The following is a 15,991-nucleotide window of genomic DNA, read 5'->3' as shown; positions in this document are numbered from 1 at the left end:
CGAGACGACGGGTGTGTTTGTAGTCGCTACTTCTTCAGCGGCGCATAAAAGACGCTATCGATCTCGATGATGTCGCCGTCGAACAGCTTCTTCGCCTCGAACATGGTGCGTGGCGGATAGGGCGGCTTGCCCCAGAGTTCGGCCTGCACCTTGTCGACCAGCGGCGCGATCGTGGCGAGGTCGCTCACGTAGATGGTGAGACGCACGCAATCCTGCAGGGTGGCGCCTTCGGATTTGGCGATCAGCTGAATGTTGAGGAAGGCCTGGCGGATGCGCGCTTCGTTGCCTTCGACCAGCTTGTTGGTCTTGGGATCGACACCCTGCATGCCGGCGACGAAGACGAAATCGCCGGCTCTTGCGCCGAGGCTCCAGGTGCCCTCGGCCTTGATGGCGCCCGGCGGATCGAGCGTGCGAACGCCGTTCGGCGATTGCGCGGCCGCGACGCTTGTCGTCGCCGCGACCGCGAGGCTTGCGAGAGCTGAAAGCCTCACGCGTGCGGGTTGGCGACGAAGGGCCACTGCGTCTTGTCGGCTTTGGTGTAGGGCAGCAGCGACCAGTCCGGCACCAGCGCACCGGGCGCGGCGACATAGACCACCTCGCTGGCGATCGGCGCGTAGGCCGCGTGGAAGTGCTGCATCGACTTCACCACCACGACCTTCTTGGTCGAGGGATCGATGCCGAGCTTCGTGAAGCAGTCGAGGCTGTGGCACTGCGAGCGCTTGGAGTTCACGATGACGGTGACGTCGTCGATCTGCAGCGCCGCCACGTCGCCGATCGGGTTGGTGCCTTTGCGGGCGCCGCCGAACTGGATGAACACGTCCTTCTCGAGCTTCAGCACCTTGGCGCGGGCGTCGATCGGCGGGCCCGATTGCGGGCCGAGCTTGCCGCCGAGGCGGATGTCGAGCTCGGCGCCTTCGCCCACCTCGAAGGCGAGCTTCACGGCGCCGGGATCCCAGAACATGGCGATCGCCGCGTCCTTCACCTTGCCGTCGAGCAGCGCCTGCAGGATGAAGGTCGAGTCGGAGGCCGCACCGCCGCCGGCATTGTCCGAGACGTCGGCCAGCACCATCGGCTTGGGCAGGTTGTGCGAGGAGACGCGCGCCATGGCGGCGCCCAGCGTGACATAGGGTGGCTGGGTGACTTCGCGCATGGCGAAGAATTCCTGGCCCAGCTCCTTCGCGAGCTTCTCGGCCTTCGCCTTGTCGCCGTCGGTGACGGCGATGATGCGGCTGCTCATCTCCTTGATGTCGGACCACGGGAAACCGTGGGCGATCGAGAGCGAGAGCACGCCGTCCTTGCCCTCCATGCCCATCAGCTTGTCGACGAAACCGCGCATCGGCTCGCGCGTGGTGTGGAACACGCCGATCATGCGGCAGTCCCAGGTCGCCATCACCGGCTTGGTGCGGCCCTCGATGGCGCCTTCCATGACATTGAAAAGGTCGTCGGCGCGATCCGATACGTCGACATGCGGGTATTCCTTGAACAGGACCAGCACCGTCGCGTCGCGCATCGTGCCTTCGCCGATGTTGCAATGGAGGTCGAGCTCGACGCCGACCGGGATGTCCGGTCCGACGACCTTGCGGACATGGGCGAGCAGGTCGCTTTCGCAATCGTCATAGCCCTCGGCCACCATGGCGCCGTGCATGGAGAGGAACACGGCATCGACCGGCATCGCGGCCTTGAGGTCGCCGACGATCTCGTCGCGGAAGGCTTCATAGACCTTCTTTACGGTCTTGCCGGCGGGCTGGGCGAAGGCGCAGAGGCTCTCGACCACCTGCCAGCCCTTGGCCTCGGAGCGCTTGCGCCAGACGTCGAGCGGCGCGCCGAACATGGGCACCTTGTCGCCGTAGCTGGCCTTGCGGAACAGGCAGGTCTCCTCGAACAGGCCGTGACCGGTCGGGATCGACGCGAAGGTATTGGTCTCCGTGCCGAGGCACGCCGTGAAGATCTTTTTCATCTAGATGTCCGGATACTCTGCAAGGGAAGAAACACTGCGGCGCCAAGTCTACCGGCGTGTCGCTCACGCGGCCAGCGCGCGGTCCATCAGCGCGGTCTCGCTGCCGCCGAGATCGGCGCTGCCGAACTGGGCGAAGGGCGAGCCGGCGAGGCGGGTTTCGGCATAGAGCGCGGCGAAGGGTGAGCCCGCCTCGACCAATGCCGCGACGGCGGCGAGCTTGGCCAGACCCTCGCACAGGAAGCGCGCGCGGCGTTCGGCGTCGCCCGATTTCAACACTTGCTCCAGCGCCTGAGCCAGCGGTGCGGCTCTAAAAGCCTGGTCGGCGGTGCGCACGAGGCGCGAAAGCGTGTCGGTCGCGGCCTCGGGATGGCGGCCGGCGGCGCGCAGCACGTCGAGCGCCATCACGTTGCCCGAGCCTTCCCAGATGGCGTTGAGCGGCGATTCGCGGAAGTAGCGTGCCATCGGCAGGTCCTCGGTGTAGCCGTTGCCGCCCAGGCACTCGAGCGATTCGTAGACGAGCTGCGGCGTGCTCTTGCAGACGAGGAACTTTACCGCGGGCGTCAGCAGCCGCGCATAGGCGGCCTCGCGCGGATCGTGCGAGGCATGCTCGGCGGCGCGGATCAGGCGGAACACCAGCGCCACCTGCGCCTCGAGTTCCAGCGCCATGTCGGCGGCGACCGCGCGCATCGCGGGCTGGTCGGCCAGCCGCCGCTGGAAGACCGAGCGGTTGCGAATGTGATGCAGCGCCTGGCTGAGCGCGATGCGCGACTGGCCGGCCGAGGCGATGGCGCAGTCGAGGCGCGTCAGGTTCACCATCTCGATGATGGTGCGCACGCCCGCGCCTTCGGGTCCGAGCCGCTCCGCCCAGGCGCCATGGAACTCGACCTCGGAGGAAGCATTCGACTTGTTGCCGAGCTTGTCCTTCAGCCGCTGGAAGCGGATCGCGTTCTGCGAACCGTCTGGCCGGTAACGCGGCATCAGGTAACAGGTGAGACCGCCTTCGGTTTGCGCGAGCACGAGGAAGGCATCGCACATCGGCGCCGACATGAACCATTTGTGGCCGCTGATTTCGGCATGATCACCGTGCGCCGTGGCCGTCGTGATGTTGGCGCGCACGTCGGTGCCGCCCTGGCGCTCGGTCATGCCCATGCCCAGGGTCACGCCGTTCTTCTCCCACCATGGCAGCGGGCGCGGATCGTAGGTGCGGGTCTGGATCTTCGGCAGCCACTTCTTGAGCAGCACCGGTTCGGACCGGAGCGCGCCGATGCAGGCATGCGTCATGGTGATCGGGCACATATGGCCGCTCTCGGCCTGGGTCGCGAGATAGAGGCGCACGGCGCGTGCCGACATCGGCGCCGGCGGGTCGCTGCCGTCATGGGCCGAGGCGTGGATGCCGTGGCCGATGCTCTTCTGCATCAGCGCGTGATAGGCGGGGTGGAATTCGACCAGGTCGAGCCGGTTGCCCTTGCCGTCCATGGTGCGCAGCCGGGGCGGGTTCTCGTTGGCGATCCGGCCGAGATCGAGCGTGTCGGCGGCGCCGTAGTCCTTTCCACAAGCCGACAGGGCGGCGAGATCGAGCCCGGCCCGGCCGGCCGCGTCGGCCAGGGGCCGGTCGGCCGAGAACAGGTCGAGATCGCCGAGGGCGGGGGACTGATTGAAGGACGCGTCTTCGAGGAAACCGGAAGCCATGAGGCCAGTCTGAACCTGCCATCCCCGGGACGGCAAGCAGCCGCCCGCCGTCTGTGCTATGTGGCCGCCATGCAGCTCGATTCCCTCACCGCCGTCAGCTCCGTCGACGGCCGCTACCGCACGACCTCCGAAGCGCTGGCCGGCTATTTCAGCGAATACGCGCTCATGAAGGCGCGCGTCACCGTAGAGTGCGAATATCTAGCCGCCCTCGCGGAGACCCAGGGCGTCGGCATGCGCGCGCTCACGGCGGCCGAGACGGCGATGCTGAAGGCGCTGCCGGACATCACGGTCGAGGATGCGCGGATCATCCGCAAGTTCGAGCGCGAGGGCCATGCCGGCATCCCGGCCACCAACCACGACGTGAAGGCGGTCGAGTACTTCATCAAGCTGAAGCTCAAGGGTTCGAGCCTCGCCGACGTGCTGGAATGGGTGCACTTCGCGCTCACCTCCGAGGACGTGAACAGCACCGCCCACGCGCTCTGCCTGCGTGGCGCCGTCGAGAGCGTCATGCTGCCGTCGCTCGGGAAGGTCGCGAAGGCGATCGAGGGCCTCGCCCGCCAGCACGCCGACACCGCCATGCTGGCGCGCACGCACGGCCAGAGCGCCACGCCCACGACCTTCGGCAAGGAGATGAACGTCTTCGCGACGCGCCTTGCCCGCCAGGTCGCCTATCTCGGCAGCAATCCGGTGCTGGTGAAGTGGGGCGGCCCCACGGCCAACTACAATGCGCAGATGGTGTCGCTGCCGCAGGTCGACTGGCTGGCTTTCGCGCGCACTTTCGTCGAGCGGCTGAATGCACCGGGCTCAAGCGGCGTGCATCGGGTGCGCCTCGAACTCAACGAGGTGACGACCCAGATCGAGCCGCACGATACGTTTGCGGAGATGTTCGATGCGCTGCGCCGCATCAACACCATCCTGATCGACCTGTCGCAGGATATGTGGCGCTACATCTCGGACGGCTGGGTGACGCAGAAGCCGAAGGAAGGCGAGATCGGCTCGTCGGCGATGCCGCACAAGGTGAACCCGATCGACTTCGAGAATGCCGAGGGCAATTTCGGCGTCGCCAACGCGCTGTTCGAGCATCTGTCGCGCAAGCTGCCGATCTCACGCTTGCAGCGCGACCTTTCGGATTCGACGGTCGCCCGCACCTTCGGCACCGCCTTCGCCCACGCGCTGATCGGTTACGGCGCGCTGCTGCGCGGTTTCGGCAAGGTGAGCGTGAACGAGGCAGCGCTCACCGAGGCGCTGATGGCACATCCCGAGGTGCTGGCCGAGGCGATCCAGACGATGCTGCGCGTCGCCGAAGTCGAGATGCCCTACGAGAAGCTGAAGGCGCTGACGCGCGGCCGGCAGGTGACGCTCGAGGACTTCGCGACCTTCATCGACGGGCTCGAGGTCGATGCCGAACTCAAGGCCCGGCTGCGCGTGCTGCGGCCGGAAACCTATACCGGCCTGGCCGGCGTTCTCGCGAAGAAATAAGCCGCTTCGCGCTCCTCTCCGCCTTGCGGCGGAGAGGAGCGCCAAAGATCAGGCGGCGAACTTGCCGAATTCCCAGTGGCGGCCGGGCGCGGCGGCAAACAGCGCCTTGGTGTAGTCGGCCTGGGGCGATCCGAAGACCTGTTCGGCCGAGCCGTATTCGACGACGCGGCCCTTGCTCATCACCGCGACGTAATCGCAGATCTGGGCGGCGACGCGCAGGTCGTGGGTGATGAACAGCACGGCGAGGTTCAGGCGGACGCGGATCTCGTCCAGCAGCTCCAGCACCTGCTTCTGCACCGACACGTCGAGTGCGGAGACCGCCTCGTCGGCGATCAGCAGTTCGGGCTCCATGGCAAGCGCGCGCGCGATGCAGATGCGCTGGCGCTGGCCGCCGGAGAACTGGTGGGGGTAACGGTCGAGCGCATTCGGATCGAGGCGCACCGTCTCCATCAGCTTGCGCGCGCGCGCCATCGCTTCATTTCGGCTGATGCCGAAGTTCATCGGCCCCTCGATGATGAAATCGCCCACGGTGATGCGCGGATTCATCGAGCGGTAGGGATCCTGGAAGACGATCTGCACGCGGCGGCGATGCGGGCGCAGCTTGCTCGCCGACATGGTCGCGATCTCGGTATCGCCGATATAGACCTTGCCCTCGGTCGGATCGATCAGGCGGGCAATGCAGCGCGCCACGGTCGACTTGCCCGAGCCGGATTCACCCACGATGCCCAGCGTCTCGCCGCGGCGGATGTCGAGGTCGACATCGACGGCGGCCTTCACGACCCGCGCCTTCTGGAAGAAGGCATTGCCGGAGTAGGTCTTGCCGAGCTTCTCGGTGCGCAGGATCGTGGTGCCGTCACGTCGCACGCCGCGATGGGCCGGCGTGATCGACGGTACCGACGAGATCAGCATCTTGGTGTAGCCCTGCACGGGCCGCGACAGGATCTGCTCGGTCGGACCCATCTCCACCAACTCGCCCCAGCGCAGCACGGCCACGCGATGGGCGATCTCGGCCACGACGCCGAAATCGTGGGTGATGAACAGCACGCCGGTGCCCTGGCCCGTCTGCAACTCGGCGACGAGCTTCAGGATCTCGGCCTGTGTGGTGACGTCGAGGGCGGTGGTCGGCTCGTCGGCGATCAACAGCACCGGATCGAGCACCAGCGCCATGGCGATCATGATGCGCTGGCGCTGGCCGCCCGAGAGCTGATGCGGGAACGAGCCGTAGATGCGCTCCGGCTCCGGCAGCTTCACGCGGGCGAGGATGGCGATGATCTTGGCCTTGCGCGCCGCCGCGTCGAGTTGCGTGTGCGTGCTCAGCACCTCGTCGATCTGGTCGCCGCAGGTCATGACGGGATTGAGCGCCGTCATCGGCTCCTGGAAGATCATCGACATGCGCGTGCAGCGAAGCTCGCGCAGACGGTTCTCGCTGGCCGTCAGGATGTTCTCGCCCTGCAGCAGGATCTCGCCCGAAGTCGGCTTCAGCGCCTTGGCCAGCAGGCCCATCACCGTGAAGGCGATCACCGACTTGCCCGAGCCCGATTCGCCCACGAGGCAGACGATCTCGCCGGGATTGACGGTGAAGCTCACCTTCTCGACGGCATGGACACGGTCACCGCCCTTGGGCAGGGCGACGCTGAGGTTCCGGACTTCGAGGACGGGTTTCTTGGTTTCGGTCGACATCAGACTTTCTTGCTCATCTTCGGATCGAGCGTGTCGCGCAGACCGTCGCCCATGATGTTGATGGCCAGCACCGTCAAGGCAAGGAAGATGCCGGGATAGAGGATGTTGTGCGGGAACACGCGGAACAGCGTGCGGCCCTCGGCCATGATGTTGCCCCAGCTCGGGATTTCCGGCGGGATGCCGATGCCGAGGAACGACAGCGCGGCTTCGGTCAGGATCGCCGCGGCGGCCAGGAAGGTGCCCTGCACGATCAGCGGCGCCACGGTGTTGGGCAGGATGTGGCGGAACATCAGCACCCAGGTCGGCGTGCCGACCGAGATCGCGCCTTCGACGTAGGGCTCTTCGCGCACCGTCAGCACGATCGAGCGCACCAGGCGCACGACTCTTGGGACGTCGGGCACGACGATGGCGAACACCACCGTGATGAGACCGGCGCGCCAGATCGAGACGAGGGCGATCGCGAGCAATATGCCCGGAATCGCCATCAATCCGTCCATGACACGCATGATTATCCCGTCAGCCCAGCGGATGTAGCCGGACACAAGGCCGATCACCATGCCGATGGCGACCGCGATGATGGAAACGGCGACGCCGACGGCCAGCGACACGCGCGCCCCGTAGAGGACGCGGCTGTAGACGTCGCGGCCCAGGCTGTCGGTGCCCATGATCGCCACGCGCTTGGCCGTCTGGCCGTCGTCGAGGCGGTAGGTGATCTCGGTGCCCGGCTTCTTGTTGCGGGCCGCCGGGTCGATGCGAGTCGGGTCCACGGTGCCGAGGAACGGCGCCAGGATGGCGATCATCAGCATGGTCAACAGGATGACGCCGCCGAAGATCACGTTCGGGTTACGGAGAGCAACGAGCCAGAGGCTCTTGCGCTTGGTCGACGCCGCGGCAATGGAGGCGGAATCGACGACTTCTTCGGTGATCGCGCTCAATACCGGATCCTCGGGTCGAACAGGGTGTAGCTGATGTCGATGAGCAGGTTGATCACGACATAGACGACGGAGAAGAGAAGAATGACGGTCTGGATGGTCGGGAAGTCACGGCTCAGCACCGCTTCGACCGTGAGACGGCCAAGGCCGGGCAGGCCGAACACGCTTTCCGTCACCACCGCGCCGCCGATCAGGATGGCGATGCCGAGGCCGATCACGGTGAGGATCGGCACGGCGGCATTGCGCAGCGCATGGCGCATCAGCACCACGCGGTTGCTGAGGCCCTTGGCGCGGGCGGTGCGGATGTAATCCTCGTTCAGCACTTCGAGCACCGAAGCGCGCGTGATGCGCGAGATCAGGGCGATGAAGCCGACCGACAGCGTGAGCGACGGCAGCACCATGCGTTCGAGGAACTGGAAGAAGTTGACGCCGATGCGGACATAGCCCTGCACCGGCAGCCAGCCCAGTTCGATGGCGAAGACATAGATCAGGCAGTAGCCGATCACGAAGCCGGGCACCGAGAAGCCCAATACCGAGAAGCCCATCACCGCACGGTCGAGCAGCGAGCCCTGGCGGTAGGCGGCCATGACGCCGATCGGCACGGAGACGGTGACGGCGAACAGCAGGGTGCAGACCGCGAGGGCGAGCGTCGGCTCGACGCGCTGGGCGATCAGCTCGGCGACGGTCTTCTTGAAGAAGAAGCTCTCGCCGAAATTTCCCTGGAGGATATTGCCGATCCAGATGGCGAACTGCGTCCAGATGGGCTCGTTGAGGCCGAGCTTGGCGCGGATGTCGGCGATCTGGTCCGAGGTGGCATTGTCGCCGGCGATGACCGCGGCGGGATCGCCCGGCGTCAATCGCAGCATGAGGAAGACGAAGATAGCCACCACCGCCAGTACGGGGATGATGGCTATGAGACGACGGGCAATAAAGTCGAGCATTTTCCCTCTACGTGTCACCCCGAGCGAGGCATGGCGCTCCGCTCGGGATCACAGCTTGGCCAGATGGCCTCGCTGTTATTTCTTCTCGATGTTCCACATCACCGGCACCGGCGCCTTCAGCCAGCCCGAGATGTTGGAGCGCATGGCGCCCGGTCCGTACCACTGACCGATCCAGCCATACTGGGCCGTCTGCAAGGCGCGGGCCTGAACGGCTGCGGCGAGCGCCTTATTTTTCACCGGATCGGTTTCTTTCGCGTAGTCGTCGCGCAACTTCTCCATTTCCGGATCGGTCGGCCAGCCGAACCATGCCTTGTCGCCGTTCGCGACCATGTAGGAGGTCGAGATCGGATTGAGGATGTCCGCAGCCACCGAGAAAGTGTGGAAGATGTTCCAGCCGCCCTGACTCACGGGACCCTTGTTGGTTCGACGCGTCACGACGGTCTGCCAGTCCATCGACTGCATGTCGACCTTGAAGCCGCCTTGTTCGAGCAGCGCCTTTGTCACAGGGGCCACGTTGGTCAGCACCGGCAAGGTCGTCGATTGCAGCAGCACGATCGGCGTGCCGTCGTAGCCGGCTTCCTTGAGCAGCGCCTTCGACTTCTCGAAGTTCGGCTTCACCAGAAGGTCGCCGGGTGCATCGACGGCATTGGGCGTGCCGCAGATGAAGGCAGCCGTGCAGACCTTATAGAATTCCGGCTCGCCGACGGTTGCCTTGAGGTAATCCTCCTGGCGGATGGTCAGCAGCGCTGCTTCGCGGATCTTCGGATTATTGAACGGCGGCTGAAGCCAGTTCATGCGGTAGATGAACTGGTGGCCGAGCGGGTTCCAGTTGAAGAGCGTGACGCCCTTTTCCTTCTTCAGGATCGGGATCAGGTCGTGCGGCGGCTGCTCGATGACGTCGATCTCGCCCGCGGCGATCGCGTTCACCTGCTGCTGCGGATCGGGCATCTCGATGATCTCGACGCGATCGACCTTGACCACCTTGCCGCCGGCCAGGCCCGAGGGCGGTTCGGCGCGCGGCTTGTACTTGGGGTTCTTGTTGTAGACGTGCTTCTCGCCGGGCTTGGATTCGGCGTTCACGTAGATGAACGGGCCGGAGCCGATCTGGCTGTCGATCTGCTTGAAGGGATCGGTGTCGGCGACCCGCTTCGGCATCATGAACGGAACCTGCGACGACGGCTTGCCGAGCGAGTCGAGCACCAGGCCGTACGGCTCCTTCAGAACCATCTGGAAGGTCTTGGGATCGACTTCCTTGAACTCCTTCACGAAGTCCATGAGCTTCTGGCCCATCGCGTCGCGTGCGCCCCAGCGCTTGATCGAGGCGATGCAGTCCTCGGAGGTCACCGGCTTGCCGTCATGCCATTCCAGGCCGTCGCGCAGGGTGAAGGTCCAGACCGTCTTGTCGGCGGAGACGTCGTACTTGTCGACCATCTGCGGCTTGACGGCGTTGTTCTCGTCGGCCGCGAACAGCGTGTCGTAGATGAAGTAACCGTGGTTGCGCGTGACGTAGGCCGTCGTCCAGATCGGATCGAGGATCGTCAGGTTGCCGTTCTGCACGAACTTGACGACTTTGCCCTGGGCCATCACCGGCCCGACGCTCGATAGAATTGCACCAGCGGCCAAGGCCGCGAGCGTACGCCTCATTACTTTTTTCATAGCGCCCCCTCCGGGTTTCTTCCCCATCGAGAAAGGCAGGGATCGCCCGCCTTTGTCGATGGGCGCGCGGGGCCAAAGGCCCCGCGCGCGGATCGAGCTATTTCTTCGTGACGTTCCAGAACACCGGCGCCGGGGCGACCAGGTTGCCTTCGACGTTGTTGCGGCGCGCCAGCGGAGCGTACCACTGACCGACGTTGATGTGAGTCGGATAGTCGACCCAGCGCTTCTGCAGGGCCTCGACGATCGCGAACTGCTTGGCCGGGTCGGTTTCCTTCGAGAACTGATCGCGCAGCTTCTCGATCTCGGCGTCGCACGGCCAACCGAACATCGCCTTGTCGCAGGAGGCGTTGAAGTAGCCGGCCATCACCGGGTTGAGGATGTCGGCGGCCACCCACGAGGTGAGGAACGCGTGCCAGCCACCCTGGCTCGGCGGGTCCTTCTTGACTCGGCGGGCGACCAGCGTCTGCCAGTCCATCGACACCATGTCGACCTTGAAGCCGGCCTTCTCCATCTGCGCCTTGGCAACCGGCGCGAGATTGGTGAGGACCTGCAGGTCGGTCGACTGCATCAGCACGATCGGCGTGCCGTCATAGCCGGCCTCGGTGAGGAGCTGCTTGGCCTTGGCGGCATTGCCGTTCAGCACGTCGGCCATGCCGGCGTCGGTGGCGAGCGGGGTGCCGCACACGAACGGCGCCTTGCAGACCTTGAACCACTGCGGATCGCCGATCGTGGCCTTGAGGAAATCCTCCTGGGCGAACGCGACGAACACGGCGTGGCGGATCTTCGGGTTGTCGAACGGCTTGGCCAGCGAGTTGAAGCGGAAGGCGTACTGGTTGCCGGTCGGGTTGAAGTTCAGCAGCGTGATGTTCTTGTCCTTGGCGAGGATCGGCAGCAGGTCGTGACCTGGCGCTTCGAGCATGTCGATCTCGCCGTTCTGCAGCGCGCCGATCTGCGTCTGGATGTCCGGAATCCAGACCCACTCGACGCGGTCGACCTTGACGACCTTGCCGCCGGCGAGGCCCGAGGGCGGCTCGGCGCGCGGCTTGTACTTGGTGTTCTTGACGTAGATCGTCTTCTCGCCGGGCTTCCACTCGTCGGCCTTGAAGATGAACGGGCCGGAGCCGATCACGTCCTCGAGCTTGATCTGCGTGTTGGGGTCGGTCTCCGCGACGCGCTTGGGCATCATGAACGGGACGTTCGAGCTCGGCTTGCCGAGCGATTGCAGGACGAGGCCGTAGGGCTCCTTCATCGTCATGACGAAGGTCTTGGCGTCGGTGGCCTTGAGGTCGGAGACCGAGGCCATCAACTTCTGGCCCATCGAATCCTTCGCGGCCCAGCGCTTGATGGAGGCGATGCAGTCCTCGGCGGTGACGGGCTTGCCGTCGTGCCACTCGAGTCCGTCGCGCAGAGTGAAGGTCCAGGTGAGCTTGTCGGCCGACACGTCATACTTGTCGACCATCTGCGGCTTCACTTCGAACTTCTCGTCCATCGCGAAGAGCGTGTCCCACACCATGTAGCCGTGGTTGCGCTGGATGTAGGCAGTGGTCCAGATCGGATCGAGGATCTTGACGTCCGAATGCATCACGACCTTGAGCGTCTGCGCCTCCGCCGGTGCAGCGGCCAACAGCCCGCTGACGCCCGCCGCGGCGACGATCGCCAAAGCCGATTTCTTGAATGAGAACATGCTTTTTTTACTCCCTGTCGCGCGCCCCGTTCGTGCGTTGTGAAGTCTTGCAAGAATCGAGCCGCCCCGTGCGGACAGTAGCAGCCGGGAACCCCCCTCTGACAAGCCGATTCACGAACCGCGCAGCTCAGCGCGTCTTATTGATCGCCTTCTCGAGAAGCTCGAGCACACCCTCGGATGCAGCGGAGGCGACGATGTCGCCGAACCCCGCCCACGAGCCTTTCGCGGCCGCCATCGGCACCGGGTTCGATTGCTCGATGTCGCCGACACTCTTGCCGGCGGGGTCCTTGACCAGCCATTTGACGACGAGCCTGCCGGTCCGTTCGTCGATCTGCGTCAGGCTCACGGTGCCCACGATGGTGAAGGCCTCGCCGTCTGCCTGGTCGACGATCACAAGCTTGCTGGAGCCCAGTGCGCGCCGCATGCCGGAGGTGAGCTGGCGGTTGCCGTCTGACGGCGCGCCTGTGACTTGCGCCACAAACACCTTCACCTGCGGTTCCGAGGGCTTGGCGGCGACCGGCGTCGGGGTCGTCGTGCTGGTCGGCACGGTGCCGTCCGGCGGCGGTGGGGCGGCGGGATCGGGCGGGAACTCGTAAGGAATGGTCACGCCCGCGGCGACCTGGCCCGGCGCCTTCGGGATGAAGTTCGGCGGCTTGCCGATCAAGGTCGCGACGCGAGGGGCGGCCTGCTGCGCGATGCGCGAGACCAGTCGCTCGGCCTGCTCGGCATAGTCCTCGGGCGGCGCGCGCGTCTTCACGGTCGCGGGCTCGTCGGTGCGGGGCCGGCCGCGGACGCGCCAGTCGACCTGGACCTCGATCGACATGCTGGCGTCGCGCGTGCTCATCACGCCGTCGACCTGGATCGGCGCTTCCGCCGGCGCGACGGCGGCATTGATGCCGTAGGACTGGAGTTCCATCGCGAGGGATGCGGCGACCCGCTCGCCCATCTCCGCCGGCATGTTGCGCGGCGGGCTGATCGCGACCTCGACCTTGTCGCGCAACTGGCGGCCGTAGGAGACCTGCGATGAATCGTGCTCGAAGGGTCTCGGCGTTCCACCGCACGCCGCGAGGGCGAGCAGGCAGAGCAGCATCACAACATGGCGCATGTCGCGATGACTCCGAGCAGGCAGCAGAACATCAGGATGACGAAGTAGGGCACGTCAGTCCGCGAGGGCGATCGCCGAAAGGCCGCGCCCGTAGTCGCGCACGCCTTGCAACGTGTTGCGGCGGTAGCTGAAGAAATCCTCGGTGGCGGTCAGCGTGTCGTGGCCGGTGGCGCTCACCGTGACGCCGTTCAGCGCGATGCGGTGCACGAGATAGCCCGGCAGGTCGAACATGAAGTGACCGGCGCGCGTGGCGGTGCGGAAGAACTTCGCGTTGGCTTCGTCCTGCGCGAGGAACGGCGCGGGAAATTCCGGGCCGACTTCGTACGAGGCCGGACCGATGCAGGGACCGACCACGACCTTTATGCGTTCGCGGCGCGCGCCGAGCTTCTCCATCGCCGCGATCGTCGTGTCGACGACGCCGCCCAGCGCGCCCTTCCAGCCGGCATGCGCGGCGCCTATCACCGAGGCATCGCCGTCGGCCAGCAGCACGGGTGCACAGTCGGCCGCCATCACGCCCAGCACGACGCCGGGCCGGTCGGTCACAAGGCCGTCGGCGCGAGGCGCGCCCGGCGACGTCCAGCGTTCGTCGGCGACCGTGAGCACGTCGGTCGAGTGGATCTGGTGCACGGTCTGAAGGTCGGGCTCGTCGAGGCCGAACTGCTCGGCCACGCGGCGCCGGTTCTCGCGCACGTTCTCCGGCGCATCGGCCGAGCCATAGCCGCAGTTGAGCGAGGAAAAGAGACCGGTGCTCACGCCGCCGCGGCGGGTGAAAAAGCGATGCTGCACCCCGTCGAGGGCGGCGAGTGTCTGGGCCTGAATCATTTACGCGTCCGAGGGGGCATCCGTGAAACCGGCTGGTGGAGCGCTCTTGCCGTCGCCGAGGGCCAGCACGCGAAAGAGGGTGCCCATTTGATCGGGCGCGATCAAGCGGGCCGATGCCGCATCGATTGCATGGGCCTGCGCCGCTTTTGCACGTTGCTTCAGCGCCTGCGCACGCTCGAACAGGCCGAGCCGGCGCAGGAAGTCGCCCTGGCCGACCGGTCCGAAGGCGGGGACCTTCGCGGCCGCAGCCAGTGCAACGAAATCGACATGTGCGCTGAGGTCGGTCTCGCCGGGGCGGTCGAGGATGCTTGCGCCTTGATGGCCGCGTACCGCCTGCAGCGATGCCGCGCGGCCCGCGCTCTCCAGGCCGTAATCGACGATCAGCGCCCAGCCGCCGTCGCGGGCGATACGCGCACCGATCGCGCCGGCCAGCGCGCGGCCCGCCTCGCTGAATTCGGCTTCCGCGCCTTCCCCGGCCTCGGGCAACACCGGGGCGAAGGGCGTGGCGCCCGGCGCGAGCGCCAGCCGCAACGCGCCCTGCCCGTCGAGGCCGACCATGCGCTCGCGCCAGCCCTGCGCCGTGCGATGGAACTGGCGTACCGGCAGCGCGTCGAAGAATTCGTTGGCGACCAGCAGCAGCGGTCCGTCGGGCACCTCGTCGAATCGCTCGTGCCAGGTCGGCACGTAGCCCTGCAATGCGACGCGCTGGGCCTCGCGCATCGGTGCGTTGGTGTCGACGAGATGCAAGTCGATCGCGGCATGAAAGCCCGGTACGCCGCGCGTCGCGCGCAGCGCATCGGCCATCAGCGTGCCGCGACCGGGTCCCAGTTCGACCAGCCGCACCGGCGAGGGCCGGCCCATCGCCAGCCAGCGCTCGGCCAGCCACGCACCTAAAAGCTCGCCGAACATCTGCGAGATTTCGGGTGCGGTGGTGAAATCGCCGGCGGCGCCCACCGGCACGGCGCGGCGATAGTAGCCGAGGCGCGGATGGCCCAGTGCCTCGGCCATGAAGTCGGCGAGGGAGATCGGGCCGGTGAGCGCGATGCGGCGCGCGATCAGCCCGCCCAACTCGGTCATGAGCGCTCGGTCACGGCGATTCGATCACGGAAGGGCGGGCTTGCGATAGGCCCGCACGATCACCCAGAGGCCGAACAGCAGCACCGGCAGCGACAGCAGCATGCCCATGGTGATCGGTCCCCAGAGATAACCGAGATGCGCGTCGGGCTCGCGGAAGATCTCGCCAACGATGCGGGCAAGGCCGTAGCCGGCGCAGAACACGCCGGTCAGCAGGCCCGGCCGGCGGCGGCCCTCGGTGAGCTTCCACACCGCCACCACGATCAGGGTCAGCAGCACGCCCTCGAAGAAGGCCTGGTAGAGCTGGCTGGGATGGCGCGGCAGCGGGCCGCCTCTCGGGAACACCATCGCCCACGGCACGTCGCTGATGCGGCCCCACAGCTCGCCGTTGATGAAGTTGGCGAGGCGCCCGAAGAACAGGCCGAGCGGCGCCACGAGCGCCACCAGGTCCGACAGCATGAAGGGATCGGCCTTGTTGCGCCTCGCAAAGAGCAGGATGGCGGCGATCACGCCCAACAACCCACCATGGAACGACATGCCGCCTTCCCACAGGGTCAGCGCCGACAGCGGATGCTCGATGTAGAAGCCCGGCTTGTAGAACAGCACGTAGCCGATGCGCCCGCCCAGGATCACGCCCATCGCGGCCCACAGCAGGAAGTCGTCGATCTTGAGCGGCGACAGCACCTTGGGCGGCTGGTCGCAGACGCGGCGCATGACCTGCCAGCCGATCACCAGGCCCGCGATGTAGGCCAGTGCGTACCAGCGGATGGCGAAGGGTCCGAGCTGGACCAGGACGGGGTCGATCTCGGGATACGGGATCGCCAGGAGGATCGCGGGGAGGGTGCTCATGAGGGCGATCCTTATAGCTGGGGAATCGCGTCCCTAAAATCGTCGCGGGGGGGGGGGGGGGGGGGGGGGGGGGGGGGGGGGGGGGGGGGGGGGGGGGGGGGGGGGGGGGGGGGGGGGGGGGGG

General features: G+C 66.4%; 13 protein-coding genes. 1 reads left to right on the top strand and 12 read right to left on the bottom strand.

The window, feature by feature from the left end; translation table 11 throughout:
- Positions 1 to 26: 26 nt before the first annotated feature.
- From AC1RP5_RS00065 to AC1RP5_RS00055, 3 genes are all read right to left on the bottom strand, one after another.
- Positions 27 to 491 carry a RidA family protein gene (locus AC1RP5_RS00065; protein WP_493108515.1) on the bottom strand — a complete coding sequence of 155 codons (465 nt, stop codon included), beginning with the start codon at positions 489 to 491 and terminating at the stop codon, positions 27 to 29.
- The gene (locus AC1RP5_RS00060; protein WP_493108514.1) at positions 488 to 1,957 is read right to left on the bottom strand and encodes a M81 family metallopeptidase; all 1,470 of its coding nucleotides are present in this window, start codon (positions 1,955 to 1,957) and stop codon (positions 488 to 490) included. The genes AC1RP5_RS00065 and AC1RP5_RS00060 overlap by 4 nt, the downstream gene beginning before the upstream one ends.
- Before the next feature lie 63 nt (positions 1,958 to 2,020).
- Positions 2,021 to 3,646 carry an acyl-CoA dehydrogenase family protein gene (locus AC1RP5_RS00055; RefSeq protein WP_493108513.1) on the bottom strand — a complete coding sequence of 542 codons (1,626 nt, stop codon included), beginning with the start codon at positions 3,644 to 3,646 and terminating at the stop codon, positions 2,021 to 2,023.
- A 69-nt stretch (positions 3,647 to 3,715) separates the two neighbouring features.
- Here AC1RP5_RS00055 and purB point away from each other — a divergent pair, with 69 nt between their 5' ends.
- Positions 3,716 to 5,125: an adenylosuccinate lyase gene (purB, locus tag AC1RP5_RS00050; protein WP_493108512.1), complete on the top strand. Its 1,410-nt coding sequence runs from the start codon at positions 3,716 to 3,718 to the stop codon at positions 5,123 to 5,125.
- Between the two features lie 48 nt (positions 5,126 to 5,173).
- Here the strand turns inward: purB and AC1RP5_RS00045 are convergent, their stop codons facing one another.
- The 9 genes from AC1RP5_RS00045 to lgt all read right to left on the bottom strand — a co-directional run bounded on the left by AC1RP5_RS00045 (position 5,174) and on the right by lgt (position 15,868).
- Entirely contained in the window at positions 5,174 to 6,805 is a 1,632-nt protein-coding gene (locus AC1RP5_RS00045) for an ABC transporter ATP-binding protein (protein ID WP_493108511.1), read from the bottom strand.
- Positions 6,805 to 7,701, bottom strand: a complete 897-nt coding sequence (locus AC1RP5_RS00040) for an ABC transporter permease (RefSeq protein WP_493113256.1) — start codon at positions 7,699 to 7,701, stop codon at positions 6,805 to 6,807. The genes AC1RP5_RS00045 and AC1RP5_RS00040 overlap by 1 nt, the downstream gene beginning before the upstream one ends.
- Positions 7,702 to 7,736: 35 nt before the next feature.
- The gene (locus AC1RP5_RS00035; RefSeq protein ID WP_493108510.1) at positions 7,737 to 8,678 is read right to left on the bottom strand and encodes an ABC transporter permease; all 942 of its coding nucleotides are present in this window, start codon (positions 8,676 to 8,678) and stop codon (positions 7,737 to 7,739) included.
- Between the two features lie 75 nt (positions 8,679 to 8,753).
- Positions 8,754 to 10,322, bottom strand: coding sequence for an ABC transporter substrate-binding protein (locus tag AC1RP5_RS00030; RefSeq protein WP_493108509.1), 1,569 nt, complete (start codon positions 10,320 to 10,322; stop codon positions 8,754 to 8,756).
- A gap of 109 nt (positions 10,323 to 10,431) precedes the next feature.
- Positions 10,432 to 12,018 carry an ABC transporter substrate-binding protein gene (locus AC1RP5_RS00025; RefSeq protein ID WP_493108508.1) on the bottom strand — a complete coding sequence of 529 codons (1,587 nt, stop codon included), beginning with the start codon at positions 12,016 to 12,018 and terminating at the stop codon, positions 10,432 to 10,434.
- Between the two features lie 127 nt (positions 12,019 to 12,145).
- A complete protein-coding gene (locus AC1RP5_RS00020; protein ID WP_493108507.1) occupies positions 12,146 to 13,123 on the bottom strand; it encodes a hypothetical protein in 978 nt (325 codons plus the stop codon).
- Between the two features lie 54 nt (positions 13,124 to 13,177).
- Positions 13,178 to 13,945, bottom strand: coding sequence for a peptidoglycan editing factor PgeF (pgeF, locus tag AC1RP5_RS00015; RefSeq protein ID WP_493108506.1), 768 nt, complete (start codon positions 13,943 to 13,945; stop codon positions 13,178 to 13,180).
- Positions 13,946 to 15,022, bottom strand: coding sequence for a class I SAM-dependent methyltransferase (locus AC1RP5_RS00010; RefSeq protein ID WP_493108505.1), 1,077 nt, complete (start codon positions 15,020 to 15,022; stop codon positions 13,946 to 13,948). It lies immediately after the preceding gene.
- 24 nt (positions 15,023 to 15,046) lie between these two features.
- Positions 15,047 to 15,868, bottom strand: a complete 822-nt coding sequence (gene lgt / locus AC1RP5_RS00005) for a prolipoprotein diacylglyceryl transferase (protein ID WP_493108504.1) — start codon at positions 15,866 to 15,868, stop codon at positions 15,047 to 15,049.
- Positions 15,869 to 15,991 lie beyond the last annotated feature (123 nt).

Source organism: Reyranella sp. GW821-FHT12G01 (assembly GCF_058806575.1).
The sequence above is the reverse complement of the archived record's forward strand: the minus strand, read 5'-3'. Positions and strand labels throughout refer to the sequence as shown.

What these genes read in the sequence shown, in the direction of transcription:
- pgeF (WP_493108506.1), bottom strand. Translation starts at nt 13,945, where the DNA reads ATGATTCAGGCCCAGACACTCGCCGCCCTCGACGGGGTGCAGCATCGC.
- lgt (WP_493108504.1), bottom strand. Translation starts at nt 15,868, where the DNA reads ATGAGCACCCTCCCCGCGATCCTCCTGGCGATCCCGTATCCCGAGATC.
- purB (WP_493108512.1), top strand. Translation starts at nt 3,716, where the DNA reads ATGCAGCTCGATTCCCTCACCGCCGTCAGCTCCGTCGACGGCCGCTAC.
- AC1RP5_RS00035 (WP_493108510.1), bottom strand. Translation starts at nt 8,678, where the DNA reads ATGCTCGACTTTATTGCCCGTCGTCTCATAGCCATCATCCCCGTACTG.
- AC1RP5_RS00045 (WP_493108511.1), bottom strand. Translation starts at nt 6,805, where the DNA reads ATGTCGACCGAAACCAAGAAACCCGTCCTCGAAGTCCGGAACCTCAGC.
- AC1RP5_RS00020 (WP_493108507.1), bottom strand. Translation starts at nt 13,123, where the DNA reads ATGCGCCATGTTGTGATGCTGCTCTGCCTGCTCGCCCTCGCGGCGTGC.
- AC1RP5_RS00055 (WP_493108513.1), bottom strand. Translation starts at nt 3,646, where the DNA reads ATGGCTTCCGGTTTCCTCGAAGACGCGTCCTTCAATCAGTCCCCCGCC.
- AC1RP5_RS00010 (WP_493108505.1), bottom strand. Translation starts at nt 15,022, where the DNA reads ATGACCGAGTTGGGCGGGCTGATCGCGCGCCGCATCGCGCTCACCGGC.
- AC1RP5_RS00060 (WP_493108514.1), bottom strand. Translation starts at nt 1,957, where the DNA reads ATGAAAAAGATCTTCACGGCGTGCCTCGGCACGGAGACCAATACCTTC.
- AC1RP5_RS00030 (WP_493108509.1), bottom strand. Translation starts at nt 10,322, where the DNA reads ATGAGGCGTACGCTCGCGGCCTTGGCCGCTGGTGCAATTCTATCGAGC.
- AC1RP5_RS00025 (WP_493108508.1), bottom strand. Translation starts at nt 12,018, where the DNA reads ATGTTCTCATTCAAGAAATCGGCTTTGGCGATCGTCGCCGCGGCGGGC.